The organism is Cellulomonas sp. ACRRI (genome assembly GCF_022346185.1).
GTDB lineage: Bacteria > Actinomycetota > Actinomycetes > Actinomycetales > Cellulomonadaceae > Cellulomonas.
Map to the genome: position 1 here is coordinate 1 of NZ_JAKRMS010000015.1, position 23577 is coordinate 23577.

32 protein-coding genes are annotated in these 23577 nt (G+C 68.9%); 4 read left to right on the forward strand and 28 right to left on the reverse strand.

Annotated elements, in window-relative coordinates; all coding sequences use genetic code 11:
* Positions 1-730, forward strand: a 730-nt coding sequence (locus tag MHY85_RS05035; RefSeq protein WP_239193736.1) for a YrhK family protein, incomplete at its 5' end; no start/stop codon positions are given.
* Between the two features lie 193 nt (positions 731-923).
* Positions 924-2195, forward strand: coding sequence for a site-specific integrase (locus MHY85_RS05040; protein WP_239193738.1), 1272 nt, complete (start codon positions 924-926; stop codon positions 2193-2195).
* 127 nt (positions 2196-2322) lie between these two features.
* Here the strand turns inward: MHY85_RS05040 and MHY85_RS05045 are convergent, their stop codons facing one another.
* The 8 genes from MHY85_RS05045 to MHY85_RS05080 all read right to left on the reverse strand — a co-directional run bounded on the left by MHY85_RS05045 (position 2323) and on the right by MHY85_RS05080 (position 6885).
* Positions 2323-2493 (reverse strand): hypothetical protein, encoded by a 171-nt coding sequence (locus MHY85_RS05045; protein WP_239193740.1) that lies wholly within the window; start codon positions 2491-2493, stop codon positions 2323-2325.
* 185 nt (positions 2494-2678) lie between these two features.
* Positions 2679-3548, reverse strand: a complete 870-nt coding sequence (locus tag MHY85_RS05050; RefSeq protein WP_239193742.1) for a metallophosphoesterase — start codon at positions 3546-3548, stop codon at positions 2679-2681.
* 41 nt (positions 3549-3589) lie between these two features.
* Positions 3590-4315, reverse strand: coding sequence for a hypothetical protein (locus MHY85_RS05055; protein ID WP_239193744.1), 726 nt, complete (start codon positions 4313-4315; stop codon positions 3590-3592).
* A 104-nt stretch (positions 4316-4419) separates the two neighbouring features.
* Positions 4420-4692 (reverse strand): hypothetical protein, encoded by a 273-nt coding sequence (locus tag MHY85_RS05060; protein WP_239193746.1) that lies wholly within the window; start codon positions 4690-4692, stop codon positions 4420-4422.
* 2 nt (positions 4693-4694) lie between these two features.
* The gene (locus tag MHY85_RS05065) at positions 4695-5423 is read right to left on the reverse strand and encodes a M15 family metallopeptidase (protein WP_239193748.1); all 729 of its coding nucleotides are present in this window, start codon (positions 5421-5423) and stop codon (positions 4695-4697) included.
* Positions 5423-5788, reverse strand: a complete 366-nt coding sequence (locus MHY85_RS05070) for a hypothetical protein (RefSeq protein ID WP_239193750.1) — start codon at positions 5786-5788, stop codon at positions 5423-5425. Before MHY85_RS05070 ends, MHY85_RS05065 begins: the two co-directional genes overlap by 1 nt.
* Positions 5789-5797: 9 nt before the next feature.
* A complete protein-coding gene (locus MHY85_RS05075; RefSeq protein ID WP_239193889.1) occupies positions 5798-6475 on the reverse strand; it encodes a hypothetical protein in 678 nt (225 codons plus the stop codon).
* On the reverse strand, positions 6472-6885 hold the full coding sequence (locus MHY85_RS05080) for a hypothetical protein (protein WP_239193752.1): 414 nt from the start codon (positions 6883-6885) through the stop codon (positions 6472-6474). The genes MHY85_RS05075 and MHY85_RS05080 overlap by 4 nt, the downstream gene beginning before the upstream one ends.
* A gap of 91 nt (positions 6886-6976) precedes the next feature.
* On the opposite strand from MHY85_RS05080, the gene MHY85_RS05085 reads away from it, so the two are divergent.
* Entirely contained in the window at positions 6977-7600 is a 624-nt protein-coding gene (locus tag MHY85_RS05085) for a basic secretory family protein (protein ID WP_239193754.1), read from the forward strand.
* Here MHY85_RS05085 and MHY85_RS05090 read toward each other — a convergent pair.
* The 6 genes from MHY85_RS05090 to MHY85_RS21745 form a co-directional block, all read right to left on the reverse strand.
* Positions 7575-8645, reverse strand: coding sequence for a tail fiber domain-containing protein (locus tag MHY85_RS05090; RefSeq protein ID WP_239193756.1), 1071 nt, complete (start codon positions 8643-8645; stop codon positions 7575-7577). The two genes, MHY85_RS05085 and MHY85_RS05090, sit on opposite strands and share 26 nt — an antisense overlap.
* Positions 8642-9910, reverse strand: a complete 1269-nt coding sequence (locus MHY85_RS05095) for a hypothetical protein (protein WP_239193758.1) — start codon at positions 9908-9910, stop codon at positions 8642-8644. Before MHY85_RS05095 ends, MHY85_RS05090 begins: the two co-directional genes overlap by 4 nt.
* Positions 9911-9913: 3 nt before the next feature.
* A complete protein-coding gene (locus MHY85_RS05100) occupies positions 9914-10918 on the reverse strand; it encodes a hypothetical protein (protein ID WP_239193760.1) in 1005 nt (334 codons plus the stop codon).
* Between the two features lie 66 nt (positions 10919-10984).
* Positions 10985-11863, reverse strand: coding sequence for a phage tail family protein (locus MHY85_RS05105; RefSeq protein ID WP_239193762.1), 879 nt, complete (start codon positions 11861-11863; stop codon positions 10985-10987).
* On the reverse strand, positions 11860-14649 hold the full coding sequence (locus tag MHY85_RS05110) for a phage tail tape measure protein (RefSeq protein ID WP_239193764.1): 2790 nt from the start codon (positions 14647-14649) through the stop codon (positions 11860-11862). Before MHY85_RS05110 ends, MHY85_RS05105 begins: the two co-directional genes overlap by 4 nt.
* 18 nt (positions 14650-14667) lie before the next feature.
* Positions 14668-15360: an HNH endonuclease gene (locus tag MHY85_RS21745; RefSeq protein ID WP_239193766.1), complete on the reverse strand. Its 693-nt coding sequence runs from the start codon at positions 15358-15360 to the stop codon at positions 14668-14670.
* A 321-nt stretch (positions 15361-15681) separates the two neighbouring features.
* Here MHY85_RS21745 and MHY85_RS05120 point away from each other — a divergent pair, with 321 nt between their 5' ends.
* A complete protein-coding gene (locus tag MHY85_RS05120) occupies positions 15682-16008 on the forward strand; it encodes a DUF732 domain-containing protein (RefSeq protein ID WP_239193768.1) in 327 nt (108 codons plus the stop codon).
* Here the strand turns inward: MHY85_RS05120 and MHY85_RS05125 are convergent.
* The 14 genes from MHY85_RS05125 to MHY85_RS05190 all read right to left on the reverse strand — a co-directional run bounded on the left by MHY85_RS05125 (position 16002) and on the right by MHY85_RS05190 (position 23560).
* The gene (locus MHY85_RS05125; protein WP_239193770.1) at positions 16002-16268 is read right to left on the reverse strand and encodes a hypothetical protein; all 267 of its coding nucleotides are present in this window, start codon (positions 16266-16268) and stop codon (positions 16002-16004) included. The two genes, MHY85_RS05120 and MHY85_RS05125, sit on opposite strands and share 7 nt — an antisense overlap.
* A gap of 71 nt (positions 16269-16339) precedes the next feature.
* Positions 16340-16897: a hypothetical protein gene (locus MHY85_RS05130; RefSeq protein WP_239193772.1), complete on the reverse strand. Its 558-nt coding sequence runs from the start codon at positions 16895-16897 to the stop codon at positions 16340-16342.
* Positions 16894-17040 (reverse strand): hypothetical protein, encoded by a 147-nt coding sequence (locus MHY85_RS05135; RefSeq protein ID WP_239193774.1) that lies wholly within the window; start codon positions 17038-17040, stop codon positions 16894-16896. The genes MHY85_RS05130 and MHY85_RS05135 overlap by 4 nt, the downstream gene beginning before the upstream one ends.
* Positions 17041-17135: 95 nt before the next feature.
* Complete coding sequence (locus MHY85_RS05140) at positions 17136-17651, reverse strand: hypothetical protein (protein WP_239193776.1); 516 nt, start codon at positions 17649-17651, stop codon at positions 17136-17138.
* Positions 17652-17653: 2 nt separating this feature from the next.
* A complete protein-coding gene (locus tag MHY85_RS05145) occupies positions 17654-17884 on the reverse strand; it encodes a hypothetical protein (RefSeq protein ID WP_239193778.1) in 231 nt (76 codons plus the stop codon).
* Between the two features lie 59 nt (positions 17885-17943).
* Positions 17944-18369 (reverse strand): hypothetical protein, encoded by a 426-nt coding sequence (locus tag MHY85_RS05150; protein WP_239193780.1) that lies wholly within the window; start codon positions 18367-18369, stop codon positions 17944-17946.
* Positions 18369-18737: an HK97 gp10 family phage protein gene (locus MHY85_RS05155; RefSeq protein WP_239193782.1), complete on the reverse strand. Its 369-nt coding sequence runs from the start codon at positions 18735-18737 to the stop codon at positions 18369-18371. Before MHY85_RS05155 ends, MHY85_RS05150 begins: the two co-directional genes overlap by 1 nt.
* On the reverse strand, positions 18730-19113 hold the full coding sequence (locus MHY85_RS05160) for a DUF6093 family protein (protein WP_308191318.1): 384 nt from the start codon (positions 19111-19113) through the stop codon (positions 18730-18732). Before MHY85_RS05160 ends, MHY85_RS05155 begins: the two co-directional genes overlap by 8 nt.
* Positions 19110-19532 (reverse strand): Gp19/Gp15/Gp42 family protein, encoded by a 423-nt coding sequence (locus MHY85_RS05165; protein WP_239193784.1) that lies wholly within the window; start codon positions 19530-19532, stop codon positions 19110-19112. The genes MHY85_RS05160 and MHY85_RS05165 overlap by 4 nt, the downstream gene beginning before the upstream one ends.
* Before the next feature lie 18 nt (positions 19533-19550).
* Complete coding sequence (locus MHY85_RS05170) at positions 19551-19703, reverse strand: hypothetical protein (protein WP_239193786.1); 153 nt, start codon at positions 19701-19703, stop codon at positions 19551-19553.
* Positions 19703-20602 carry a phage major capsid protein gene (locus MHY85_RS05175; RefSeq protein WP_239193788.1) on the reverse strand — a complete coding sequence of 300 codons (900 nt, stop codon included), beginning with the start codon at positions 20600-20602 and terminating at the stop codon, positions 19703-19705. The genes MHY85_RS05170 and MHY85_RS05175 overlap by 1 nt, the downstream gene beginning before the upstream one ends.
* A 30-nt stretch (positions 20603-20632) precedes the next feature.
* Entirely contained in the window at positions 20633-21217 is a 585-nt protein-coding gene (locus MHY85_RS05180) for a hypothetical protein (RefSeq protein ID WP_239193790.1), read from the reverse strand.
* Positions 21218-21267: 50 nt separating this feature from the next.
* Positions 21268-22227: a hypothetical protein gene (locus MHY85_RS05185; protein ID WP_239193792.1), complete on the reverse strand. Its 960-nt coding sequence runs from the start codon at positions 22225-22227 to the stop codon at positions 21268-21270.
* Complete coding sequence (locus MHY85_RS05190; protein ID WP_239193794.1) at positions 22190-23560, reverse strand: phage portal protein; 1371 nt, start codon at positions 23558-23560, stop codon at positions 22190-22192. Before MHY85_RS05190 ends, MHY85_RS05185 begins: the two co-directional genes overlap by 38 nt.
* Between the last annotated feature and the right edge of the window lie 17 nt (positions 23561-23577).

The following is a 23577-nucleotide window of genomic DNA, read 5'->3' on the forward strand; positions in this document are numbered from 1 at the left end:
GCCCGGGGACGGGGGGCGGGGGGTGCGCGCCCGGCCGCCGGTGGCCGCGGCGCGCCCCAGTGCCGCGAGCGTCCGGCTCGGGCTGCTGTTCGGCCTCGGGTCGGTGTGCTTCGCCGTCGGGTCGCTGCCGCTGTACGCGGCGCGGGTCGCGCCCGAGGTGGCGGCGTGGACGTTCGTGGTGGGGTCGGTGCTGTTCACCGCGGCGGCGGCGTTCCAGGCGGCGGGCACGCCCCGGGACGACCGCATCGACCGCGCCGCCGCCCTGGTGCAGCTGGTCGGCACGGTGTGCTTCAACGTGAGCACGTACGCGGCGACGCGGGACCTCGCGGCGCTGCCCGCGCGGGACCTGGTGTGGGCGCCCGACGTGTACGGGTCGGTGTGCTTCCTCGTGGCGAGCGTGCTCGCGTGCGTGGCGGTGCGGCGGGCGGTGCGGCCCCGGGCGGTGCACGGCGTCCCGGGCTTCGCGGCACGCCCGCCGGGGGCGCGGGTGGCGTGGCGGCGCGGGTCCGTCGACTGGTGGGTGGCGGCGGGGAACCTCGCCGGGTCGGTGGCGTTCGGCGCGGCGGCGGTCGCGGCGCGGTACGTCCCGGGCACCACCGAGGAGACGAACGTGGCGCTGGTGAACGGCGGGACGTGCGCGGGGGCGGTGTGCTTCCTCGCCGGCGCGGCCCTGCTGCCGGTGGGGTCGGTCCGCGAGCGGTCCCGCGCCGCCCACGGCGTGGCTGCGTAGGGCAGGTGGGGCTTGAACCCACGACCGACGGATTATGAGTCCGTCGGAATGGTATGATCGAGCACGTGCTGACGTCGGCGAATCCACCGTTTGCGCAGGTCAGAGCATTGCCGTTCGTCCACGTTCGTCTACGTCGAAGAACACGACGGGCTACAGTATTGGCTACAGTGATCGGCCCGTGGAGAGGACTGGCATGCCCACCAAGACAGGGCGCCGCGAGAAGGGCACCGGGAGCATCGCCCAGCGCTCCTCCGACGGCATGTGGATCGCCTCGATCACGCTGCCGTCACACGGCTCCAAGCGCCGACGGAAGGTCGTCGCGCGCAAGAAGTACGAGGACGCAGTCAAGGCGCTCCGGGAGATGCGACGGGAGCTCGACAAGGCAGGTGACCTCGCCACCTCATCTCCGACGCTCGCGACGTGGCTCGACACGTGGCTGACGCGCGTCGCGGCCAAGCGGCTCAAGCCCCGCACCCTCACCACATACCAGGGGTACATCGAGCGCGTCATTGTCCCGGCCATCGGCAAAGCGCGCCTCGACAAGCTCACCCCGACCCACGTCCACACGCTCCACGACTACGCCGAGACGCACGGTCTCAGCAGCACCAGCACCCTGCAGGTGCACGCCATCCTCCGCGTCGCTCTCCGAGACGCCATGCGCGAAGGGAAGGTGACTACGAACGTCGCGGACCGCGACCACGTCGCCGCACCACGGAAGGCAGTCACCAAGCGGGGTGCACTCACGGCTCAGCAGGCAGGGACGCTGCTGAGTTCCGTGGCGTCCATCCCGGACGAGGCCGTGCACTGGTCGATCGCGCTCCTGGCTGGCCTGCGGCAGGGGGAGCGGCTGGGAATCACTGCCGACGCGCTCGACCTCGGCGACCCGGAGAAGCGCGAGGGCGTGCTCACGGTCTCCTGGCAGTTGCAGCGCCTTCGGTGGGCGCACGGCTGTGGCAAGGCCAAGACGGGCGGCTGGACGTGCGGCCTGACCCGCGCCGGAGCGTGCCCCCAGCGGACCATGCCGATCCCCGCCGGGCAGGAGGCGACCGAGGTTCATGGCGGGCTGTGGCTGACGCGGCCCAAGTCCCGGGCCGGATGGCGTGAGGTGCCCGTCACCGGCCTGCTGTACGACGTTCTCGAGCGGCACGTCGCGGCGACCACGCCGGCGAAGTCCGGGCTGCTGCTGCATCGGAATGGGCTGCCGGTTGACCCTCGCGACGACTCGGCGGCTTGGCACGCCGCACTGAAGCGGGCGGGGCTCCCGGACGTGCCGCTGCACTCCGCGCGTCACACCACCGCGACGTTGCTGCATGAACTCGGGATCCCGGAGCACACCCGCGTGCAGATCATGGGCCACTCGTCCGCGACCACGACCGCGGGGTACACGCACGTCGCGGACCCGCTGATGCGCGACGCGCTCGGGCGCCTCGGGACTCTGCTCGCACCGCAGATCGAAGGAGCATGACGATGGCCGCACCGAAGTACCGCGTTACGTGCGCAGTCTGCGGCGAGCACTCGCCGCGCCCGGTGACCTCTTGGACCGTGCACAACTGGATGATCAAGCACGACAAGCAGCACGAGGGCGAAGCGAACTAACGCCGGCGCACGTCCTCGGCGGGCACCCACACGGCGCCGGTCATGACGCGCAGGTCGGACACCCGGACGCGCACGAGCCGCGGCGTCCACTCCAGAGCGACCGTGTCGACCGTCTCGTCGCCCGTCTCCCACCGCAGGGTGACACGCACCGGGATCGGATCAGGCACGTCGTGATGCACGCCCGGCGGGACCGGGTGCGCGTTCAGCAACCGGACCTGCCCGCGGACACGATCCATCCCACCCGGGGCCGTGTGCGTCAGGTCAGGCTCATGCATGAGCCCACAGTCGCATCCGGGTACGACAAAACGCCCGCCCTCCCGTGTTGGGAGGGCGGGCGTCGTCGCGCGAACAGTCAGAGAGTGACCGTGTACCAAGGGTTGAGCCACTGACCGGCGCCGTGGTCGCGGTACCGAACCTCGACCCGATCGCCGTACACCGTCATCATCGCGGACGTGATGCCTGGCGTGGCGTACCCGATCGGCAGGACCAGCGGAGAACCCAAAGCGACCGTCGCATACGCCCCCGAGGGCGTGACGTTCCGCTTCACGATGTCCGGGGCGTCATAGTGGGAGTGCAGATGCCCCGACACCCACGCGATCAGGTTCGGGTGGCCGGCGCACATGTCGGCCGCGGTGCGGGACCCCAGAGAGAACACCCGCCACGTGGACGAACTGACCGACGTGTACGGCACACCAGGCTTCGCGAGCACTGTGTCCGGCAGGGGAGCGTGATGCAGGATGATGCACCGCCGTGTCGTCTCCGACAGGCGAGCGTCGCACCAGTCGAGGACCGCGTCATCGACACTGAGCCGGTTCGGCGGAGGGCTGCCAACGGGAGAGTCCATCGGCGACACGCACAGGATCCTCAAGTCCGAATCCGGGACGTCCACCACGTAGTGCTTGCCCGTCACCCCATGCTGGGCGTTGTTCGCTGCCCACTGCGTCGGAGTCTGCACATCCGGCACACCGCCTCCAGCCCCGGACGCGATCAGGTCGTGATTCCCGGGGACCATCGCCAGCGGTGCGCCGTTGCGGTTCAGCCCGGCGAGCCACGTGTCGAGCTCTGCCTGTTGCGCTGGGGTGGCGTCGTTGGTCTGGTCCCCGGCGAGGAGCCACGCGTCGACCGTGAGGCGCCGGGTCATGCGGTTGAGGTCGTCGCGGGCCTTGTAGGACTGGTGGGCCTGGTTCGGGTACCCGCCCATGTGGATGTCGGACATCAGCATCAGGTTCGTTCCGCCGGTCAGTGGCGGGAATCGGGTGCGCGTCACAGTGGCTGGTACCCCACGGTTGCGGTGAAGGACCCCGCGATAGCGCCCGGCGTTCCGACGGGCAGGGTCGCGACGTACAGGATGTCACCGGCCGCGAGGTCCGCGGCGGTGCCGAACTGGGCGGTGTCGAACGTCCACGCCACGCGGGGTGTCCAGGTGGACCCGGCGGGGTAGTTCGGGGTGCCGCCGGTGTCGGTGACCCGGGTGGTCTTGTAGGCGATGTCGATCGCGGCGCCACCGGCTGCGGGGGCCTTGCGCAGCACGACCCGCCAGTACGCGGTGTCGGAGGTGGTGATCGCGGCCCCGGTCCACGTCACCAGAGCGAGGCTGCGGACCCGCATCGGATACGGGGCCGCGAAGATCGGGGCCGACACATCCGCGGTGTTCGACCACGTGCCGCCGGTGGTCTGCAGGGCGACTGTCGCGAACGCGTCCTCGGTGGACATGGCAGTAGCGGCGAGGTCGGCGAACGCCGTGGCTGACGCGTAGCGGCCGTCGAGCTGGCCTCTGGTCGCCGAGCCCGGGGTCGCGACCAGGTCGGCGATCTGGTCATCTGCGGGCGCGGAAGCCTGCTCGGCGTACTGCTGAGCGAGCGCCGCCGCAGCCTCGGCCTCGAGTGCGTTGCCGTACGCGCCCTGCATGGCCGTGTTCAGGGTGGCGGCGTTCAGTGGCGTGGTTGTGTCGGGCAGATCCTTGAACACCACGGGGGGCTCAGTCGCCACCGGTCCTCCTCAGTCGTCGTTGTCCGCGCACGCCCGGGCCGCCGCCAGCGAAGGCCAGCGGCGGCCACAGGACGGGCACTCGTACACGCGGGGGTCGTCCGTGCTCACCGCGTCGGGCGGTAGGTGACGCCCAGCCCGCCCGCGATCAGCCCGGCGACGCCGGAGATGACGCCGGCGGTCGCGGCCACCTGCTGTGCCTGCGGGTCCTCGAACCAGATCGGCGCGAGGCCAGTCGCGAGGAGCACCAGCGCCGAGACGCCGAGCAGGATGAAGTACGTGACGGTGCGGACGCGCGCCGGGATCGCCGGCGTGCCCGCGGTGACGTCGAGGCTGCCCTCGATCGTCATGCCGCCGGTGGTGTTGTCGACGTGGCTCATGGTCAGACTCCCAGGTTCTTCTTGGATCCAGCGACGTGCTTCTCGGTCGCGCGGACGAACGGGTGCAGGCCCACGTCTCCGGTCACCTGGACCGTCGGCAGAACCTTCTTGAAGACCTCGAGGTCGGCATTCACGGGAGACGGCGGCACTGCCTGGAGTCCGCCGAGGGGGGTCCAGGTGTAGTACGCCTGGTCCTTCCCGTTGACGTGGTGGACGAGGATCATCGTGTCTCCCTCGGCGGCGTTCGGGTCGATCGGGGTAGGGGCGGTTGGGTTCGGGACAGCTGGAACGCTCCCGCTGGTTGTCCGGTAGTTCGACACGGGGACGGCGACGGCTTCCCAGTGCCAGGGCTCCTGCTGCCCGTTCAGGGGGTTCCCGTCGCGGGCCCACAGCGGGTGCGTCCACCCGAAGCGGGGGGCGTTGTCGCGCATCCACCGGTATTCCTCTGAGCCCTCGACGTTCACGCGGGAGCCGAAGTCGATGGCCTGCCCCCAACCGTGGTTCGACGTGCCCGGGGTGGCCGCGTACACGCCCTTGGTGGCCTTCAGGCTGACCTGCTGGGCGTAGGTCCGGTATGCGTCCGTGACCACTAGGGGCTTGCCGAACCGCGCCTGGAACGCGTCCCGCAGTGCCGCGGTCTGCTCCACGAGGTCGGCGCGAACCCGCTCCTTGGTGCCCGGGATGACCGCGAGCGCCGAATCGGGCAGGCGACCGTTGGCGTAGGTGACCATCACGCCACCCGGAAGGCGTCCACCCGGGAACCGGGGTACGCGCCGCCGTCGTAGTTGTTCACCCGGAACTCCGACCGCACGACCATCGGCCCACCCGGGTGGTTGTACAGGCAGGAGATCGGGTACCCAGTCGGGTCGTTCACGATCGGGCCCGCACCGAGCTCGTTCGACGCGTTGCCGCCGTTCACGGTGATCTTGTGGGATCCCCGCGTCGACGAGCCAGGGACAGTGAGCCCGGCGCCGACATACGCGATCGCCGACAGGTAGAACACGCCCGCCGCCTGGTTCCCGAGGTCGAGCACAGCGGTCTGGCCGAACGTGTTCTTCGCGAACAGGTCCAGGTTGGGACGAACAGCACTAGGCACAGGTGTCTCCTACTGGTTGGCCGGCACACACGCCGTGATGGTGGTCCGCTGAGTCGGCAGACCCAGATCGTCGAACGCCGCGACCGTGAGCGTCTGCGGCACCTGCCCCTCGGCACACGTCGGCCCGGGCGCACCAGGCTCGCCGGCGGGGCCAGCGATGCCCTGCACCCCCTGCGGACCCATGCACCCGTTGTTCGCGACGCAGTACGCCGCAACCGCCGCGGCGATCTGCTCGTCGGTCGGCCCCGGACCGGCGACACCCTGCGGGCCCTGAGCGCCCACAGCGCCATCGGCACCCGCGGCGCCACGGGCGCCGGTCGCGCCGGTCGCACCAACCGACCCGGGAGCGCCATCCTCACCAGGCGGACCAGGAGGGCCCTGCTGACCGGGCACCCCCATGTCACCCTGTGGTCCCTGCAAGCCGCGATCCCCAGTCGCCCCCGTCTCGCCGCGCTGTGGCGCGCTGGCCGCGGGCACGTCGACGGGAGTCTCACCCACGGCAGAAAGGCGGCTATTCGCCTCCCCGACGGCGGACTCCAGCGCGTCGATCTCCGCGGCCTGCCGCGCTCGCTCCTCCCCGCTCAGCCGCTGCTGATGCAGGAGGTACGTCATGCCGATGCCCAGGGCGATGGCCGCGAGCACAGCGACGACGGCACCCCACGGGACGGCACGGATACGGGCGATCATCGCGCTCCTCCGAGGACGTACTGCACGACTGCGACGACGATCGGCGAGGCGACCAAGCCGACGATCGCGAGGATCCACTTCGACCGGGAGTCGCGCTGCCACTTCGCGGTGTCCGCGCGCTCGAGCTCGTACTTCTCGATGAACTGGGACCGGCGGGTAGCTTCACGGTCGTCAGCCTTCTCGCGCGCCAGGCGCTCATCCACGATGTCCTGGCCCATCTCGGCGAAGCGCTGATCCACCCGCCGCTGCTCCGCCGCGAAAGCCTCCGTGGTCACGAGCCGGTCGAGACGGGCGTTGAACTCTGCCCGGATCGCGTTGAACCCGGTCGCTTGTTCCGCACGGAGGGCCTTCAGCTCGTCGATGATCATCTGCTGCAACGGGTCTCGCCCCCCCGGCGTCTGCGTGGTCACGACGCAAGCCATCTGCTGGGCATGCACTTCCCCCTGAAGATGTCCGATTTGCCTCTACCCGAGAAGGGCGGTAGGCCGTACCCTCATCCGCATGGACAAGCGGGGGGCGGGTCTAGCGGCGCTTAGCGTCGCTCTCGTCGCCCTGCTCGCAGCATGCGGCGGGAAGGCCACCGCATCCGAGCCCGAGCCCGCGGCCACGCCCACGGAGCAAGCCGTGGACGTCGAAGCCGTCGCCCGCGACGAGATCGCAGCCATCGACGCGCTCGGCTACCCCACCGAGCTGGCCGAGTTCCAGTTCGAGGCCGAGTACGAGAACTCGGTCGGTGGAACCGCGTCGACCAGCCAGATCGACGACGGCACGAGCGTCGTGCGCATGAGCCTCGACCCCGCCGCATACGAGCAGTTCGGCCCCGACGTCGAGACGTCGGTTCGCTCCACTGTCCGGCACGAACTCGGTCACGTGTGGACGTTCTGGCTCTTCCCCAGCGGCGCCGAGGCGCCGCTCTCCAAGATCTGCCTGAGCGTCAGCGAGCGGTCGCTCGCCACCGGATACCCCGCCAACGAGTGCGCCGCGGAGGCGGTCAGCGAGATCCTCACCGAGCAGCGGGGCGGCGAGCGGGTGGTGTTCTACGGCCTCGCGCTCTCGGAGCGCTCGATCGATGGCATGCGCCCCATCGTCGACGGCGCGCCTAGCTGGACGACTCCAGGCGCTTGAGCCTGGCATCCAGGTCTTTGAGGACAGGGATCACGGCAGCCACCAGGCGGTCGTACGCGATGCCCTCGACCTCGCCGTCGGGTGTCCGGGTGACGAACTGTCCGAGGCCCAGGACGTCGAGCTCCTCCGCGATGAACCCGACGTAGCGGGTGGTGCAGGCGGGATCGCGCTCAACCTCGGCGCGGTCACGCCAGGTCCGCGGCTGCATGCGCAGTACCGCTCCGGGGTCAACCTCGGCGTCCTCGATGTCCTGCTTGTACTTCCGCGCGGACGTGGACTTCCAGATGCGACCGTCGTTGTCCAGGAACATGTTCGCCGCGGACGACGACGTGGCCCACGGGATCGTCAGGGTGAACGTCCCCGAAGTGAGGCGCACATCGCCGGCCGAGTGAAGCCACATGCCGGCGTCGGTCCCCGCTCCGCCGTTGGTGGCCTCGAGGTACACGTACTTGCTGAGGCCCCACACCGAATCAACAGGGCTGCCGGTCATGCCGAACTGGACCCGCTTAACCCCGGCGCCGTCGTACTTCGCCCGGAAGATGTCACTCTGACCGGCGTCGGGCGCCTGAATCAGCAGCCCCATGCCGTCAGGGGTCCCCGAGGGCTCCAGCGTGAGCGGGCCGAACACCGCCCCCGTGCGGCCGTCGGCGTACTTGGCCCGGAACCGGCCGTTGTTGTAGATGTCGACGGTCCCGCCTAGAACGTTCAGCACGCCCGACAGGTCAACGTTTCCGCCGAGGGTCGTGTCCGCAGCGACATCCAGCGTGCCATCGATGTCGGTGCTACCACCAATGTGCGTGGAGCCGGTGATCTCCGCATCGCCGGTGATCGTCGCGCTTCCCGTGGAGGCAAAGTCGCCGTTCACTGTCAGCGCGGACTCGATCCGCATGCCCGTCTCGGCGAGGAAGATCCCGGCAGTCCGCAGCAAGTTCTTCGTCGCGTCACGCGTCTTCTGTGCGACATCCTGCACGGCACCGACGAGCCGCTTTACCCCGTCCTGCTCCTGCGCCTTGTACTGCTGCGGCGTCGGATCAGACCAGCTCATCGCACCTCCATCGTCGGCATCAGGTCGATCTTCACGAACTCGTCCAGGCCGCCCGAGATGTTCAGCACCCGGGCGCGGTGGAACCCCTCGGGCAGCAGCAGGCCCAGCAGTGGGTGCGTCTTCGGCACCCACACCTTGGCCCAGTCGCCGGGACGATAAGCGCCGAGCTGCGGGCCAGCCGGTGTGCCCTGCCGGTCCGTCGGAGCAGCGAGCGCGGACATCTTCCACGTCTGCGTCGGGCGCAGCGCAGCGGACAGGTTCCCCTCAGCCCACTTGTCCAGCGTGGCCTGCTCGCTGACCGTGGACCGCGCGTCTGAGGTCTCGAGCAGCGGGAAGCCGTAGTTTCGCAGGTCGGGGGCGCCGATCTGCGCCGGGGTGCGCCGGGCCATCAACAGCGCCTCATCAGCGCCGCCACCAGTCACCCACGCCTGCTGAGCGACCCCGGTCGCATCACGCGACACCGAGAGGCCCGACACCCCACCTGCGGGCACCCGGGAGTCCCACACGTGGTCGTCGCCGGTCTGATGCAGCAGCGGGTCCGCGGCCGTGCCGGTCCGCATGACCCACTCGACACCCATCCGGTCCGCCGTCAGCCGCGGCTCGAACGCGATATCCGGGCCCCCGATGACATCCGACAGGTCATCCAGCCGGGACAGCACCGTCGACAGGTCACTACCCAGGTACGTGCGGGTGTTCACGCCAGCCTCATCCGCTGGCAGAACGATCGGCAGGTCACCGCCCGACACACTCTCCGTGAGCTGCACCAGACGCTTCGCGATCGTCGCCAGCGACAGGTTCGAGTACGTCTGCGCCCACTCAGCCCACGCCGAAGCCAGGTTCCCCATCACGTACCGGTGCTCGAACAGCGACCGCATCCCGCGGGCCTTCACCGTGAGCTTTCCCCCGAAGGGGAACTCCCAAGACCAGATCGGCCCGGCCTCGATCACGTAGTCGCCCTCAAGGACTGCGAGGAAGCACCGTGCCGGTTCAATCGCGGACAGGAACTCCGCCCGCAGCCCACCCGTCGGCTTCCAGATCGGGGTCGCCGACTCCGGGAAAGTGAAGTCCGACGGGAACACCCCGGGACCCGGGTACAGGCCCCCGTAGTACGCCCGCTCGAACGTCCGGAACTCGTCCGCGTCGAGTGGGATGTCGATCGAGATCTCACCTGTCGCGCGGTGCTTCACCGACCACGACGCATCCGACACCGGGATCTGCGTGATCCGCCGGCCCGTGCGGACCTCACCAACCAGGATCGACCGCACCCGTCACACCACCTGGTAGTAAGAGCCCGAGATCGTCAAGACCGCGTTGGCGGCGAGCACGAACCCCGAGCCAAGGGACGCTCCCGTCCCTGTGATGGCGTCCTGAACGAACGCCGCGCCAGGAACCGCACGCGCCGCCACCGACCGCCCCGTCCCGTCAGTGAACAGCCACCCATTCACTGCCACCTCGAGACCCGCAACCGTCCCAGGCAGCGACCAACGCCACGCACCCGTCCCACCAGCCGCACCCGACGAGCCGATCTGCATCCGGATCGTGAACACCACAAGGTCGTCCACCATCTTGTACATGCCGGTGATCGACCCATTGCCGACGCTCGGCTGACTCCCCGACGCCGTCGACCACACCGGCGTGTAAGTCGTCCACGGCGTCGTCCCGGGCAGCCGGAAGTACTGGGTTCGGTCGTAGGTGAACTCGAACCGCCGCGCCGGGATGTTCCACACCAGCAGCGGGGCGCCAGTCGCCACGTACACCTGGCTAGCAAGCGTCGCGCGCTCCTGATCCGTGCGCACCGCGATCGGCGTCCCCCGCACACCGGTGAGCGCCGACGTCTGCGCGATCGAGTTCCCCGCAGACGCCGTAGACGTCGCAGCAGACGTCATGGTGTTTCGCGCAAGCTCCACGGCACCCGCCGGGATCGTCGGAGCGACCGGCACCGACGCAGGCGTCCCCACCGTCACACCAAACACCGGCTCGGACACCGTGTCCGCGTTCTCGCCCGCCGACGTCTGACGCGCCCACACGACATCGATCCGGGACAGACCCGACCCCGGAGCGGCAGGGACAGTGCCCCCAACGCCGCTCGTCCCGACCGTCACTGGACCGTCGTTGCCGAACACGTGGTACCCGTCGCCCTCGATGCGCTGACCCACCAGCCCCACCGGCTGCACCTGGTACTGCCAACCCGACGTCCCCACGACCGCAGACCCGCCGATCGGCACGACGCCCGGACGCAGGTACGTCAGCGCGTCAGCCTTCCGCATCTCCACCGGGGCAGTACCCCGCACGGCATCCTTCCGGGCACCCCTGCTACGCCACAGACCCATGTCCGCTCCTCACCACCACGCCGGCCGGTGAACGGCCGTGAGATTCGCTGTCGTCGTCCCACCGAGCGGAAGGAACGCCACCTCTACCGAGCCACCCGCCGGCACCGGGAACCAATCGCGGACCGTCAACTGGCCGCCGCGATCAGAGGACCCGTCGATCACTGCGGTACCCGAGCCGGAATCGATGACCAGCACAGAACCCGCAGCCACAGGGCCAGCGAAACGAACCCGCTGACTCGAACCCACAGCCGCGATCTCAAACCCCGCCGAGTCCACCGGCCCATCGACCTGGAACGTCGGCCACGAATCCGCCGTGCCATCATTCGACAGCACCACACGCCCCGTATCCGACGCCTCGCCGTAATCCAGATACCCCAGATCCGTGCCCGCACCATCCGTGTACAGGTCGTACGCGAGGCCGCCACGCAGCACCGGGAAACCCGTCGACACCGACTGCGGGGTGCCATACCGGAGCGGGTCACGGCACCGCCACTCGATGACGAACGGCACTTCACCCACCGACCAGTTCAGCGTCGTCGGCGTCTTGAACGCCGTCAGCCGCGCGAACCCCGTCAGCTCGCGACCGGCACGAGTGACCACCAGATCCTCAGCAGCCGACGGACCCGACGCCCACGTCATGACCGAGGCGAGCTCCCGCAAGAGCGCGTCCCGGTCCTGAGACACGATCTGCCCGCTCAGGGTGATGACCCGCTCATCCGCCCACACCGCCGTGTCGAACCGGCCGTGACCCTGGGGTCGAACCGGCGCATCCATCCGCGCGTCCGGCAGCTCATCCCAGCCCATCAGCGACCGGATCCCGAACGGAGACGACTGATCCGACGCCAGGGTCAGACCACGCCACTGAACCGTGGTGCACGACAGGCTCACGGAATCACCACCCCCGCCATCTCCTGGCGGAACATGGCCCGCGTCTCCTTCACTGCGCCCTGCGTGTCCGCGGCCACGATCGTCGCGTTCGGGAAGAACGTGTTCCCAGCCCACGACCCGCCACCACCCGACGAAGGCTGCTGGTACACGGCCGGAGCCACGTACTGACGCACCTCACCGCCACCCGCATACCCGCGCCCGGCCTGCACAGCCGCACGCATCGCGTACACCGCCGCGTGGCCGCCCATCTTTCGGACATCAGACGCGGTCAGAACGTGCTCACCGTTCGACAGGCGAGCCGGGATGCTGTCCGACGTTCCCGTGCCAGGACCGAACACCGCGCCACCAGACGCCTTGCCGACCATGTTTCCCACGCCGGTCGAGACGGTCGTCTCGTTCGTCTTGAGGTTCACGGTGACCGTCCGGTCCGGCAGGCGCGTGATCTTGGTCCAGATGTTGTCCAGCCCCGCGGACGCCTGGTCGTTCAGCGCCACCGTCGGAGTCACCGCGTCAGGGATCAGGTTCATCTGGTCCGCGAGAGCCGCCGCCTCATCCGCCGACATCCCGAACGCCTGAGCCGCCGCGATGAACCGGTCGCGAGTCGTCTGCATCTGACCCTGCAGCTCGCCCTGCGTCGCCCCGTTCTCACGCATCGCGTCCGTCGCCTTGATGCCCGACTCCGCGATCGCATCCAGGGCCGCCTGGTTCTCGCGACCCTTCTCCGTCGTGATGTCGAGAGTCGCGCCGTTCTCAGTCAGCGCCGCCGACGCATCATCGATCGCCGCCTCGAACCCACGCTGAGCATCCCGAGCCGTCAGCAACGCGTCCGTCTGCTCCCGCTGCGCCTCAATGGCCTCCTCGAGCGCATCCGCGTACTGCGTCGCCGACGCACCGCCATCAGCCATCGCGTCGTTGTACGCCTGCTGCGCCGGCGCGGCCTCGTTCGCCCCGCTAGCCGCCTGCAGAAGCGCATCCGTGTACCCAGGGAACGCGGCCCGGACCTCGTCCATCGTCTTGCCCTGGGCCAGCATCTCGTCGCGGATCTCGCGGAACGACAGGAACGCCGCCTGCGTGTTCCCCGACGAGACCATCCCTGCCAGGGCCTCGTCGATGTTGTCGAACGTGTCCGCGAGGCGCGTGCCAGCGGTCGACGCCCCGAACAGGGACGCCACCCAGTCGTTCACGTTGTCCGACGCCGACTTGTTGAAGGCGCGGTCGATGGCGTCGCCCAGGTCCTCGATGTCCGAGACGTTCTGTCCCAGGCCGTCGACCGCCCGAGAGGCGTCGCGGATGTACTGGTTGAGGTCGGCCAGGTCGCCGGTCTCGCCGAGCCGGCCGAGCGCGTCAGCGAACTGCTCGACGGTGCCGACCTTCGCGCCGTTCATCGCGTCCACGAGCTTGCCCGCCGCCACCGCCGCCGCCGCCAGCCCGGCCGCTACACCCGCGATCTTCGCCGCGCCAGCAGCGAGCGCACCGATCCGACCCGCACCAGCCTCGGACAGCACACCGATGTTCTTCAGCGCACTAACCGTGTCGCCGAGCGCGGTCGTCATCTTGATCGCACCAGCCAGACCCAGCGTGAACAGCCCGGCACCACCGATCGTCCACAGCACCGCACTCTGCGCGCCGTCAGACAGGCCGTTGAACGAGTCCACCGCGCCGTCGAGAGCCTGCACCAGCGACCGCAGCGGCCCGTTCGCGCCCTCGCCCAGGTTGATCAGCGCCGTCTCGAATGAACCCGACAGGCCCTCGATGTCGCCCTTCAGGTTGTCCATCCGGATCGCAGCCTGCTCAGCAGCGTACCCCTGGTCGTTGACCGCGGCCGTCCACTCGTCGATCCCCGCCGCGCCCTGCTCATAGAGCACGTTCGCAGCCCGCACCGCATCCGACCCGAAGATTGTCGCCAGCGCCGCATTCCGCTGCTCCGGCGTCAGAGCCTTCAGCGAGGACTGCAGGTTCCCCGCGAACTCCGACAGGCCGATGAAGTTGCCGCCCGCGTCATACGCCGAGATGCCGAGCTGCTTCATCAGCGTCTCGGCTTCCTTGGACTGCGGGGTGAGGCGCTGCAGCATCGACTTGAACGACGTGCCGGCATCCGACCCCGTCAGGCCCGCCGACGCGAACGCCGTCAGACCAGCCGTCGTCTCCTCGATCGACAGGCCCGTCTGGTTCGCCACCAGGCCCGCCTGCTGCAGAGCCGCACCCAGGTCACCAACGCCACCCTGCGCCTTGCCAGCGCCAGCAGCCAGGAGGTCCGCGATGTGCGTGACATCCGAGCCCTTCAGCCCGAACTGCGTCATCGCCGTCGCAGCGATCTCCGCCGCATCACCGACATCGATCGCACCCGACGCGGCCAGGTCAAGGGCACCATCAAGGCCGCCGCCGAGGATGTCCGCAGTCGACACGCCAGCCTTCGCCAGCTCCTCGATCGCACCCGCAGCCTCAGTCGCCGAGTACACCGTCCGCGAACCAGCATCGATCGCCGCCTGCCGCAGCAGGTCCATGTTCCCCGCGGTCTCCATCGTCGACGCCTGCACCGACGACATCGCCGCGTCGAAGTCCGCGAACGTCTTCACCGCCAGCACAGCCAGACCCGTGAGCCCAGCGCCCACGATGCCGAGGTTCCCCGCCAGGTGGTTCAGGGACGCGGAGTTCTTCTCGACGTAGGCCAGGGTCTTGTTACCCCAGTCCTGCGCCGCCTTGTCGGCGGTCTTGAGCCCGGCAAGAAGGCCCTGGACCGAGGCCCCGATCTTTACGGTGATGCTTCTGTCCGCGATTGTCTCCACCCCTCTCGGGGCGGCGGCCTATGCGGCTGACGCGCCCTTCTTGACGTTGCAGGCGAGGTGGGAGCACTGAGCGTTGGCGCGCTCGTGCTTCCCTCCGCGGGACACGGGAACGATGTGGTCCAGGCTGGCGCTGGACGGGTCGGGCCAGGCTGTATCGGGGTCGACGTCGCCGCCGCAGATCCCACACACCCAGCCGTCGCGCTCGAAGATCTCGATGCGGTCGAACTTCTCGACGAACGCCTCGCGCAGCCGCGCTCGGCGCGCGTTCAAGTGAGGCCAGTTCGCCCGGTTCTTGTTCGCAGACGCGCAGTCCCGGGAGCAGTACCGCGTCTGCTTGGCGTTCCCCATGAAAGGAGTGCCGCACATGTCACAGATCGCGGGCAGGTAGCGCTTCGGTTCGTAGGGCGCTCTCTTCGCGGCGGCATGGGCTGCCCCACACGGCCGGCACCGGGTCTTGTAAGTCGCGAACTCCTCTACGGGTAGGTCCCTCTTGCAGTCTTGGCACTGACGGCATCCGTCACGCACTTCGCCTCTGACCCGGTAGAGAGGGTCGCCGTGCTTGTACCACCTGGCATAGTGCTTCTTGCACCACCCGCGATTGAAGTAGGTCCCTTCGCACCCGGCGATGACGCAGGGCTCGACGCCTTGGCGCTTTACGCGCAGCGTCCCGTTCGGGTCGCCTGTCTTCTTCCATCGCTTGTAGTGCTTCACGCACCATCCGTGCGCGTAGAGGAAGTCTGGGCACTCGGGCATGGCGCACGGCTCAACACCTTGCCTGCGGGGCCGGCCGTTGTGCTCAGGGTCTCCGTGCCGCCGAGCTCGAGCCCAGTGGGCGCGGCACCATCCACGCCCGTAGTAGGGCTTGTCGCAGCCGTCGATGCTGCAGGTACGCTTGTTCAAGCCGTTCACCTCTACCTAGGTGTCGCGGTCAGGCCCTGGTTGACGTTGGCGCGTCGGCCAGGGCCGTTCTGTTGGTATCGATTCTACGACATCGCGTATCCCCGAAGAGTGTTCTTGAGGCACACTGAGCCCATGAACATCAGGGGGATCGCCGCCGCCGTTGGCGCGGCCACGCTGCTACTCGCCGGGTGCTCGTCCAGCCCCGAGGGCGAGGCGTCGACCGACCAGGAGTTCTACGACGCCATGCGCGTCGGAGACTTCGCGGACTACACCGACGACGAGCTCGACGACACCGCCAAGGGCCTCTGCGACGACATGAGCAACCTCAGCGAGGACGACCGCAAGATGGCCGTGCTTGTGCTTCGGGACTCTGTCGACACCGAGCAGCAGGCATTCGAGGTCGGCCAGGCCATCACCGCCCGCTGGTGCCCCGAGTACGCAGACGCCTTCGACTACTGACGGAACTCCGGCACCCACAGCAGCCCTTCGGGCTTGGCCGTCGGCAGGCTGGCGTATGCCTTCTGCGCGTCCCGCAGCCGCGTCGTGATGTGGCAGCGGATCCGCTTCGGCTCAGCGAGCTCGAACTCCGTCTCGGGCGCCTGGCAATACTCCTTCGGGTACCCGCACAGCGGGCAGATGTGGTTTTCGCGCCAGTCAGCACGGGCGCGCATCCACTCCTGCTCCGTGTCGTCCCACTCGACCTCCGGCTGCGTGAACAACAGCCGGCCGTCAGCGTCGTAGTGGTAGAACGTCCGCGGCTCCCACCCGTTGAACCGCTTGAGGGAAATCCCTAGCTCGGCTGCGCGGTCGAGGTCGGCTCGGAGCGCCGGATCACTGCCGACGCGAGCTGCGAGAAAGGGGCGGACCTCACCTCGTGATTCACGAGGATCACGGCGTTCGCGAAGTCCGACCACTGGCCGTTCGTCATCTCGTCAGCGAGCTCCGCCCACTCCGACGTCGGGTCGAACGGCGCATCCGAACCGTCCGGTCCCTTCACCGCCACGATCGAGTCCGGGATCACCGAGTCCAGCGCCGACACGTTGATGCCGTACGACTTGTCCCCAGCGTTCCCCTCACGCGGCGGGTTCGACTCCACGAACTCCACCCACACCTTCCGGCGCAGACCACGGATCGTGAACGTCAGCGTGCTCGACCGCATCTCAGCCTCGAGCGCCTGCACCCGCTCAGCCGCCTCACGCACAGCCACAGAACCCGTCTCCCGGGGATCCGACTGCGCCGCCTGCTGGGCCGCCTTCACCGCCGCCACAGCACGCTCATGCTCCGACCGAAGCGCGATGTTCGTGCAGAACTCGACCGTCGTCTCCGGCCGCGTCACCGTGATGCTCACGCCATCACCGCCGACAGACGAAACTGCGCCACGACGGCGGCGACGATCCGCTCGGCCTCATCCATGCTGACGCCAGACGAGACGCTGATGTCGTCTGCGGCAGCCTGCTGAGCGCGGCCGAGCGCGGTGGTGATGTCAAACATGCGAACTCCCCGGTCCGGGTTCCTGGTCCTGGCAGTGGAGCCCCGCCCTCGCGCCCCGGACCAGGGGGAAAGCGCGAGGGCGGGGGACTACGAGGTCAGGCGCCGGTGGCGACCGTGACGTCCTGGTGGTACTCCTGCACGTACAGCGGCCACATCGACCGCAGTGTCGAGTTCGCCTCGACCGCCACGCGCCGCTTCGCCCCGACGACAGCGACGATCACGTCCGTCTTCTGCGTGGTCGCCACGAAGTCGGTCGTGTGCGGCAGCCCGTACCGGCGCGCGATCTTCACCGTCGCGCCCTCGGTCAGCGCGTCGTTCGCGTCGTTGTACGTCGCCTCGTTCACGGTGTTCGTGTTGTCGATCGCGGTGATCGACGAACCCGAGTACGACTTCCGGCCCGGCTGCTCAGCCGTGAACGTGTCGCACTCACGGTCGTCCGCGATCGGCGCCTGGTCCTGCCCCAGCACGAACCCGCCGGCCGTGATGTAGCAGGAGATGTCCACGGCGGTGCCGGCGTTCAGCTCGGTCACGGTCGGGGCGGCGGCGTTCGCGATTGTGGCGATGACGGTCTTGACGTTGCCGTCAGCCGGAGTGCTCGGGATGTTCGACATGCTCAGTTCTCCTTCTCAGTGGCGACCTGCGGCGCCTCCGCAGAGGTCGCCGACTGACGCGCCCGGGTGGACGCGGGCTTGATGTGCGCCTTCATGGGGCGCGCGACGTGCGACGGCGGGTACCGGTCGCTCTTGACCGGCTCGTACAGGCCCCGCTCGATGAACGGGTGGCCCTCCGGAACGTCGAACTCGTGCTTCAGCTCTGCGTCGCGGACACGGACGTACGTGGTCATCACTGCCTCCTGGGCACGACGAGGGCCCCGCGGTCGGCGGGGTGACGGTAGGTGGTTGGTCAGGCGGTGCGGGACGCCGTGATGACGAACTCAGACAGCGCCCACACCGCAACCGACCCGTTCGTGAACACCACGTCCGGGTCGTCGTCAGGGCCGCGCACGTTGTCCAGCAGGAGACGACACGGCCCCCAGCCATCGGGGGTGATCTCGGCCTGGTCCATCGCGCGCTCGACTGCATCGGTGAAAGCGCGCACCGTGGTTCCAGAGCGGCCGACAGACGTCACCCACACGCGGATGCCGTGCGCGAGACGCGTCGCAGCCTCGGAGCGCTCCGTCACATCCGGCGTGCGGACGTTCAGCACGAAGTAGTCCTGCGCGGGCTTCTCGTGCACCCGCGTGTCATACACCTTCAGCGGCAGCGCCGTCCCAGCGACAGTCACCGTGGCCGGGAGTAGCGCCTTCACGCTGTCGAACAGGGACGCCATCACAGCCCCCCAAGCCACTTGTCGAGCTGCGCCATCAGACGCGGCTCCTCAGCCTTCAACGGGCCATCGATGTCCAGCGTCCCGCCGCCACCATTCGCGCCACCGAAGTACGCGATCACACCGAGCTGACCGCCACGCGACTTGTCCGGCCCGACCTCATACGCGACCTGCCCGACCCCGTACGACCGGTCGTAGGAGATGCTGCGGGCAATCGGCCGGAACGACCTCGAGCCCTGCGCGTCCTCCACCATCGCGTCCTTGACGTTCTGAGCGCCCTTCTGCGCGATCCGGTCGACCTCGGGCAGCGCCTCCGCCGCGATCCGACCCAGATCCGCGGACAGTTCGCGCAGGCCCTCGATCTCAGACATCAGTCGACACCGCCAGCCGGTACGCCGTCGCAAGCGACTTGTGCAGCAGCGCAACTACTCGGAACTCCCGACCCGCCAGGAACGGGTCTCGCTGAGCGAGTGTGATCGTCACCACATCGCCGACCTGGGGGCGGTACGAGCCGACCGGGACGTGCACCGTGTACCGCTGCTGCGTGTACTGGAACTCACCAGCCTCGGGGCGGGACTCTTGCGCCTCCCAGGTTTGCACCTTGCACGGCCCGCTGTAGACCTCGGTCCGCGTCGGAGCACCCGTGATCGGGTCAGGGTCGCCACCCCCACGTCCGATCGTGCACGCATCGACCATCTGCCGCACCGCAGCCTCACGACCCGCACGAACCGCCGACTCCGCGCTCACGGCAGCGGCACCCAAACGTCAGGGTGAACCCACTCGCCACGCCGCCGGTCGAGACCCTGCGGGCGAATGGTGAACGCGCCCTCACCAGAGCCTGGCTCGAGCAGCGCCCACTCGGCATCGGTGAGGAACAGGTCCCCCCGGGCGGCGTCGGCGTTGAGGCCGTACGAGTAGTCGTCGATCCGCTCGTTCTGCTTGCCATCCGGGTTCTTCACCTTCCGGACGACCGCGTTCGCCTCGACCATCTTCACGACAGCCTCAGACGGCACACCGCCTGCCACCCGGTCGGCGAGATCCGGGATCCGCGCCAGGATCAGGCTCTCGACGTCACCCAGCCACGCCTCGACCTGAGCGACCTCGTTCGAGTCGGTGATGGGGCGGCCAAGCCGCGTCGCGACATCCGCCAGGACCGCATACGTCATGACCGCCCCACCCTCCGACTACTCGCCCTTGTCGTCCGACTCGGACGCCTTGCGCCGGCGAACCGGCCTCTGCGTCTCGCCCTTGACCCACCCGCCCTCGACGTAGCGGTCGACCAGCGCATCAGGCACGTCGATCACCCCGCCATCGAACGGGCTCCGCAGCTCAGCCATCAGGGCTGAGTCTCCGAGGTCAGCTTCACGAAGTGCGCGATGTCGCGAACCCGGAAGCCGATCTCGATCTCGGCGCGGACAGCGAACATGTTCCGCTGCCACAGGTTGATCTGCGTGGACCCGTCGGTCAGCGTGGCCTGGTCAGCGATGCTGATCGACACGCCCTCCACGGAGCCCCACGCAGCGGACGACCAGTCGCCGGCGAACCCGAGCTGAGCCGCGGTACCGGAGCCGGCACCGTCAGCGTCAGCGAGGTACACGCCGTTCGACAGGTACACCGGAGCGCCCAGGAGGTTCGCCACCGAACCCTGGTCGTTCGGGTTCGACAGGAACAGCGGGCGACCGAAGCCGTCCACCGCGCCCAGGAGAAGACCGCGACCCTGCGGGCTGATCGCCCAGCCGTTCAGGGTGCCGCCACCGGTCGCGACGGCCTGGTCCGCGGCCACGAGGCCCTTGTACGTGTTGCCGGCGATGCCGACAGCGGTCGCACCGGACAGCTTGTCGAAGTTCGCGCCCGGAGCCGCGACGTCGCCGAACACAGTCTGGTCGAACTTCTTCGCCAGCGCCTGCGGGAGCTTGCGGACGAGCTCGTTGTAGAGCCGCGCCTTGTCCCGGCGGAACTGGTTCGAGAACGGCACGATCACGGCGAGCGTGTACGGCGTCATCAGCTTCGAACCGAGCGTCGGACGCGACACCGGCTTGTTGTCGGTCTCCGCGACCCACGCCGCCTCGGGCTCACCCGTGATGATGTCCACGGTCACACCCGGGCCCGGCAGCGGGATCTGCTGCGCGAGCTGCATGGCGGCGGACGAGTACTCGGTCTTCGACCAGATCTCCGCGGAGACGACGGGGTCCAGGCGGACCCCGCTGGTAGTGCGGTTGACGTCAATCCCGGCCATCGGGATCCCCTTTCATGCCCTAGCGGGCGGTCAGATGAGGTTGCCGACCTGCTGTGCGAAGCGGTCAGCGGCGGTTGCGGCACCCCGCCCGCCCTCTCCTTGCGAGGGGTCAGGCTTCGGGGACTTCGGACCGCCTTGCGCGGCCAGGTACGGCTTCCGTCGCACCAGGTCAGCGATCGCCTCAGCGATCTCGTCCTGGTCGACAGAGCCGTCGTCATCGACGTCGAACTGAGTCAGGTCGATGAAGGTCAGTGCGTCCGACGGGTCGGACAGCTTGCCGGCAGCAGCGGCGCGGACCTCCGCGGACAGGATCCGCGCGTTCGCCTTCGCTGCGGCCCGCGCGTCAGCCTCACGCTGGATCCGCTCGGCGTCGTCAGCAGGCGTGGTCTCGTTCAGCTTCGCCTCAGCGGCCAGGCGCGCGGCCCGCTCCGCCTTCAGCTTCGCCTTCATGCGGTCGAGCGCCTTCTTGCCGGCGTCGCCGAGCTCGTCCTCACCGCCGTCAGGGGTGTCGTCCTCGACGGGGTCCGTGCCCTGCGTCGGCTCATCGACGTCCAGGTCGGCGGTCGGGTCGGTCGCGTCCAGCGCGGCCACGAGGTCCGGGGTCTCGGTGCTCATTCGGGTCTCTCCTTGCGAGAGGTCGACCGAGCCCCTTGCGGGCCCGGTGGTCAGGTGAGGTAGCCGTTCGCGCGCAGCAGCCGCAGGTAGTCGTCCCGGCTCGTCGCGATCTGCGCGATCGACTCAGGCATGAGCCGCGGACGACGGCCGCCCGTCTCCGTCCGAAGCGCTCGCGCCGCCGCGCCACGCTTGGTCGTGCCCTCGGTGGTGATGAGGATCTGTCGCCCGCCGACCTGCGCCTGGCGCATGCCGCGACGCGCGTTCACGACCTGGTTCATGTCGGCGCCGTTGCGGATCGCGTCCGCTCCGGCCTTCGTGAACGTCGCGTCCTGCTGCTCGACGCTCAGCGAGTCGAAGTAGTCGACCGGCGACACCGTCAGCTCGCCGGCCACCGACTCCGAAGCCGGGATGTGTCGGCAGTCGCACCCGGGGTGGCGCTGGAAACCCGACGACTTCGAGTACCAGCGGCCGGCGAGGATGACGCACCGCGAACACGACGGCGGGTTCAGCATCCGCACGTACCCGCCGACGGGCCGAACTCCGATCGCCAGGGACTCTGCCTGCCGACCCGTGTCCGACAGGAGCGTCCCAACCGCAGTCGAGAGCCACTGCCCGCCAGCCACGAGCGCCTGCTGAGCCGTCGCTCCCGCCGCGACACGCTCCTTGGCGTGCGTCACCCCACCGAACAACAGGGAGTCCACCGGGCGGCCATCGCCTGCGACGCCGAGCAGCCCATCGACCCGAACCGTCGCGAACGCCCCCGCAGCCCGCGACTGGCCCGTCTCCTCGAGCACGTCAGGCACGTACGACTGGGCGCCCTCAGCAACCCGACCCTGAGCCGTCGTCACCACCGTCAGAAGCGACGGCAGCACCCGCGCGAACGACTCATCGAAGTCCGCGCCCATCCGCCGCCACAACCGCAGAACCGCCGCTACCGCCGCCTGAGACTCACGCCGCTGCGCGACCGCGTACTCACGCGCCGACTGCGGAAGCGCCTGCGTCAGCACCACCGGTCTGGTCCTTCACAGCCATCGCAGCCAGGTACGGGTCCGACTCCTCAGACGCCAGCAGCGACAGAGCCCGCTGGATCTTCGCGGGCGACCAGCCCAGCTCCTCCATCGCCATCTCGCGGGGCAGGAGGGATCGGCCGGCCGAGTCCGTGGCCGCGAACAGCTTCACCACCGCATCCGCACGAGCGGCGACCGTCGGCGTGCCGGCGTCGTACCAGAGCGCTTCCATGCCGACGAGCTCGTCCGACCACACGCCGTCACGGATCCGCATCGCGATCCGCAGCGCCTCGACATCCGAGTTACCCAGCGCGACCTGGTCACGCTCGGCGATCTTCACCAGACGCGACTCACGCGACCGGATCGCATCCGCCGACGCCGCATCATCCGCAGCAAGACCGAAGTAGTTCGGCGGCAGACCAGACACACCGGACGCAAGTCGCGCGTACAGGTCCATCATCCGCTCGAAGTTCTGCATATCCGACGCGTCGAACTGGAACGTCTTCGCGTTCGCGTTCTGCAGCGCCCACACAGCACCGAAGTACGACTCCCACGCCGTGAGCTGCTTGCCGTCTGCGTCGACAAAGTCACCCTTCGACGCGCCCAGCACGCCACGCTGCGGGACCGCGTGCGTCTCCTGCCCAAGCTGGGCGTTCGAGATGTTCCGGGCCGCAGCATCCGTGATCGGGATGACGTCCTCCATCGCCGACGTCCCCTGCAGGGTCCGACCCGCTGGAATCGTCGTGCGCCGGCGCCGGAACGTCGGAACCACCGGCACGTAGTCCATGCCGTGCTCGTCCGAGTCCGTCACCTGCCACGTACCCGACTCACCATCGAGCCAGTGCGTCTCGTTCAGCCGGTACCACGTCGCCGAACGCGCCTCACCGTTCACCACGTTGTACAGCCGCAGCGCCTCGACGATCTTCCCCGTCCGAGCATCCCGGCGAGTGATCATCTGCCGCGGCGACTCCACGGTGATCAGCGGCGTCCGGGCATCACGCTCGTTCGACCCCACGCACTTGTACGTCCGCCCGTACACCAGGTAGTCCAGGCGACCCATCAGGTCCGCCTCGACCATCCCGTTCGACGTCCACTGCCGCCACAGCTCCGAGTCCCCGACATCCGTACCCGGAAGCCGGAACCCCTTCACATCCAGGCGGTCAGCGATCGCATCCACAACCACACGCGGCCAGTTCACGATCACCGTGAACTTCGCCAGCTCCGGCGGGATCGCAAGCCCAAGCTGCTCGAGCCGCTGAACCCCGTCGTAGTACGCATCAGCCGTGTCGAACACGAGCTGAGCCGCACCCAGCTCCTGCTTCAGCGAGTCGAACACTGCCATCTCATCGGAGG

What these genes read in the sequence shown, in the direction of transcription:
- MHY85_RS05040 (WP_239193738.1), top strand. Translation starts at nt 924, where the DNA reads ATGCCCACCAAGACAGGGCGCCGCGAGAAGGGCACCGGGAGCATCGCC.
- MHY85_RS05050 (WP_239193742.1), bottom strand. Translation starts at nt 3,548, where the DNA reads ATGCTGATGTCCGACATCCACATGGGCGGGTACCCGAACCAGGCCCAC.
- MHY85_RS05060 (WP_239193746.1), bottom strand. Translation starts at nt 4,692, where the DNA reads ATGAGCCACGTCGACAACACCACCGGCGGCATGACGATCGAGGGCAGC.
- MHY85_RS05065 (WP_239193748.1), bottom strand. Translation starts at nt 5,423, where the DNA reads ATGGTCACCTACGCCAACGGTCGCCTGCCCGATTCGGCGCTCGCGGTC.
- MHY85_RS05075 (WP_239193889.1), bottom strand. Translation starts at nt 6,475, where the DNA reads ATGATCGCCCGTATCCGTGCCGTCCCGTGGGGTGCCGTCGTCGCTGTG.
- MHY85_RS05085 (WP_239193754.1), top strand. Translation starts at nt 6,977, where the DNA reads ATGGACAAGCGGGGGGCGGGTCTAGCGGCGCTTAGCGTCGCTCTCGTC.
- MHY85_RS05090 (WP_239193756.1), bottom strand. Translation starts at nt 8,645, where the DNA reads ATGAGCTGGTCTGATCCGACGCCGCAGCAGTACAAGGCGCAGGAGCAG.
- MHY85_RS05120 (WP_239193768.1), top strand. Translation starts at nt 15,682, where the DNA reads ATGAACATCAGGGGGATCGCCGCCGCCGTTGGCGCGGCCACGCTGCTA.
- MHY85_RS05135 (WP_239193774.1), bottom strand. Translation starts at nt 17,040, where the DNA reads ATGTTTGACATCACCACCGCGCTCGGCCGCGCTCAGCAGGCTGCCGCA.
- MHY85_RS05140 (WP_239193776.1), bottom strand. Translation starts at nt 17,651, where the DNA reads ATGTCGAACATCCCGAGCACTCCGGCTGACGGCAACGTCAAGACCGTC.
- MHY85_RS05145 (WP_239193778.1), bottom strand. Translation starts at nt 17,884, where the DNA reads ATGACCACGTACGTCCGTGTCCGCGACGCAGAGCTGAAGCACGAGTTC.
- MHY85_RS05150 (WP_239193780.1), bottom strand. Translation starts at nt 18,369, where the DNA reads ATGGCGTCCCTGTTCGACAGCGTGAAGGCGCTACTCCCGGCCACGGTG.
- MHY85_RS05155 (WP_239193782.1), bottom strand. Translation starts at nt 18,737, where the DNA reads ATGTCTGAGATCGAGGGCCTGCGCGAACTGTCCGCGGATCTGGGTCGG.
- MHY85_RS05165 (WP_239193784.1), bottom strand. Translation starts at nt 19,532, where the DNA reads ATGACGTATGCGGTCCTGGCGGATGTCGCGACGCGGCTTGGCCGCCCC.
- MHY85_RS05170 (WP_239193786.1), bottom strand. Translation starts at nt 19,703, where the DNA reads ATGGCTGAGCTGCGGAGCCCGTTCGATGGCGGGGTGATCGACGTGCCT.
- MHY85_RS05175 (WP_239193788.1), bottom strand. Translation starts at nt 20,602, where the DNA reads ATGGCCGGGATTGACGTCAACCGCACTACCAGCGGGGTCCGCCTGGAC.
- MHY85_RS05180 (WP_239193790.1), bottom strand. Translation starts at nt 21,217, where the DNA reads ATGAGCACCGAGACCCCGGACCTCGTGGCCGCGCTGGACGCGACCGAC.